The 3,021-nt window shown below is 68.0% G+C and carries 2 protein-coding genes; both read right to left on the reverse strand.

The window, feature by feature from the left end; all coding sequences use genetic code 11:
- The coding region (locus tag VGT00_20170; protein ID HEV8533748.1) for an FHA domain-containing protein at nt 1-999 on the reverse strand (999 nt) is incomplete at its 3' end.
- A 160-nt stretch (nt 1,000-1,159) separates the two neighbouring features.
- Nucleotides 1,160-3,021, reverse strand: a 1,862-nt coding sequence (gene lon, locus VGT00_20175; protein HEV8533749.1) for an endopeptidase La, incomplete at its 5' end; no start/stop codon positions are given.

Consider the following 3,021-nt stretch of genomic DNA (forward strand, 5'->3'; position numbering starts at 1 on the left):
CTGGAGGAGCTGCTTCTGGGCCTCCCGCAGCTCGCGGATCGTGCGCTGCTCCCGCTCGAACAGCCGCGCGTTCTCGATGGCGAGGGCGGCGTGGCGGGCGAGGGCCTCCGCGGTCTTCAGGCTCTCGGGGCTGAAGGGGGCGGACGTCTCCTGGTTGTCGACGTAGAGCGCGCCCAGCACCGTGCCACGAGAGCCGGACTCCGGCTCGGCGCGGGGCGAGCACAAGGGGATGCAGACGATCGTGCGCAGGTCCATCAGGATCACGCTTTGGGCCATGCCCAGGGTCGGATCGGCCACCGCGTTGCCCGTGGCCACGATCTGGCCTGACTCCAGGGCCCGGCGCACCACCGAGCGCGAGATGCCCTGCGACTCCGTGAGCGGGTGGGCCTCCCCCCGGCGCCGCGCGACCCGCAGGCGCAGACCGGCCACCGCCTCGTAGCGCGCGTCCTCGGCGGACTCCTCCGCGAGGAGCAGGAACCCGCGGTCGGCCCGCGTGATGTGCAACACGGCGTCGAGCACCTGCTCGAGGACCTGGCTCAGGACGAGGGAGGAGTTGAGCGTCTGCACGAGGGAGAGCAGCAGCTGCTGCTGCTCGACCCACGGGAACTCGGCCACCGCCGCCGTGGAGCCCTCGACGCTCGGCCGCGAGTACTTGAGGGTCAGGTTCCCAAGCTGGACGACGTCGCCGGAGGAAAGCACGGCGCGGGGTACCTTGGCCGCGTTGACGTAGATCCCGTGGAGGCTGCCCTGGTCCTCGATGGCGAAGCGGCCGTTCTGATGGACGAGGCGGGCGTGGAACTTCGAGACCGACGGCTCGGGCAGACAGATGTCGTTCTGGCGGGCGCGGCCGAGGGTGTAGGTGCGGGGCGCGAGGGAGAAGGTACGCTCGGCGACCTGGCCGCGCAGGATCTCGAGCATCCCCGCCGCGACATCGGCCCCGCAGTGGGTGCAGCGCGCGTCAGTGGGCTCGGTTGCGGCACCGCATCGCCCGCAGGGCATCGGCGGGCATCATCTCCGATGCCCTGCGGAGCCGTCAATGCCCCCGCGCACACCAAACGGACGCCGGAATGCTTTCAAACGCAGAGTACGGAGAGGAACGCAGAGAAGAATCTACTCTGCGAGCCTCTGCGACCTCTGCGTTAAGAAACCGAATGCCTCGCTAGTTAGACAGTGGCAGCTGCCAGCGCTTGCGGGCTTGCATGCCCTCGTACGGCTCGCCCGGGGTGAGCGCCAGCTCGAGGACTTCCTCGATCGAGGCCACCAGGTGGAGCTTGAGGTCGGTCCGGACGTTCTCGGGGATGTCCTCCTTGACGGCCTTCTCGTTGCGCTTGGGGAGGAGCACCTCTTTCACGCCCATCCGGTGGGCGGCCAGGACCTTCTCCTTGATGCCGCCGACCGGCAGCACGCGGCCGGACAGCGTCATCTCGCCCGTCATCGCCACCCGCGGCCGCACCGGCCGGCCGGTAAGGAGGGAGACGATGGCGGTGACGAGGGTGATGCCGGCCGAAGGGCCGTCCTTGGGGATGGCCCCCTCGGGCACGTGGAGGTGCAGGTCCACCCGCTCGAAGAACGAGTCCTCGATGCCGAGCTGTCGCGCATGGGCGCGGACCCAGGAGAGGGCGGCCTGGGCGCTCTCCTTCATCACTTCTCCGAGCTGTCCGGTGAGGGTGAGGCCCTTCTGGCCCCACATCTGGCTCGCCTCGATGTAGAGCACCTCGCCACCCGCGGCGGTCCAGGACAGCCCGATGGCCACCCCGGGGATCATGGTCCGCTCCTCCAGCTCTTCCTTCATGAAGATGGGCGCGCCCAGGAACTCCTCGACCTTCTCCGGAGTCACCGCCACCGTCTCCGTCAGGCCTTCCGCCCGCTTGCGCGCGACCTTGCGGATGATGCTGGCGATCTCCCGCTCGAGGTTCCGGAGCCCGGCCTCACGGGTGTACTCCCGGATGAGCTTCTTGAGCGCTTCATCGCCGAAGGCCACGATCTCCGCCGTCATGCCGTGGTTCTCGAGCTGGCGCGGGATCAGGTGGCGCCGCGCGATGTGCAGCTTCTCCTCCTCGATGTAGCCCGCGAGCCGGATGACCTCCATGCGGTCGCGTAGCGCCGGGGGCACCGTGTCGAGGACGTTCGCGGTCGTGATGAACAGTACCTCCGAGAGGTCGAAGGGAAGATCGATGTAGTGGTCCTTGAAGGTGTTGTTCTGCTCGGGGTCGAGCACCTCGAGGAGAGCCGACGCGGGATCGCCCCGGAAGTCCGCCCCAATCTTGTCCACCTCATCGAGCATGAAGACGGGGTTCTTGCTCTCCGCCCGGCGCAGCCCCTGGATGATCTGGCCCGGCAGGGCCCCGATGTACGTGCGCCGGTGGCCGCGGATCTCGGCCTCGTCGCGCATGCCGCCGAGGCTGAGGCGGTGGAACTTCCGGCCCATCGCGGAGGCGATCGACCGGCCCAGGCTGGTCTTGCCCACGCCCGGGGGTCCGACGAAGCAGAGGATGGGCCCCTTGATGTCGGGCTTCATCTTGCGCACGGCCAGGTACTCGAGGATGCGCTCCTTGACCTTCTCGAGGTCGTAGTGGTCGTTGTCGAGGACTTCCTTCGCCTTCTGGATGTCGATCTCGCTCTCCGTGCGCTTGGCCCAGGGCAGGGCGACCAGCCAGTCGAGGTAGGTCCGCGCCACGGTGTACTCGGCGGCGGCCGGGGACATCTTGGAGAGGCGGTCCAGCTCGCGCAGAGCCTCCTTCTTGACCTCCTCCGACATGCCGGCCTTCTCGATCTTCTCCCGCAGCTCGTTGTACTCGCGCTGCTGGTCGTCGCCCTCGCCGAGCTCCTTCTGGATGGCCTTCATCTGCTCGCGGAGGTAGTACTCGCGCTGGTTCTTCTGAAGCTCGGTCTTGACCTGGCTCTGGATCTTGGTCCCGACCTCGAGCACCTCGAGGTCCTTCACGAGAACCTTGTTGAGCCGCTCGAGCCGGGCCTTGACGTCCATCGTTTCCAGCAGCTCCTGCTTCTGGGCGGTGTTGA

The sequence above is a fragment of the Candidatus Methylomirabilota bacterium genome, assembly GCA_036002485.1.
Lineage (GTDB): Bacteria > Methylomirabilota > Methylomirabilia > Rokubacteriales > CSP1-6 > AR37.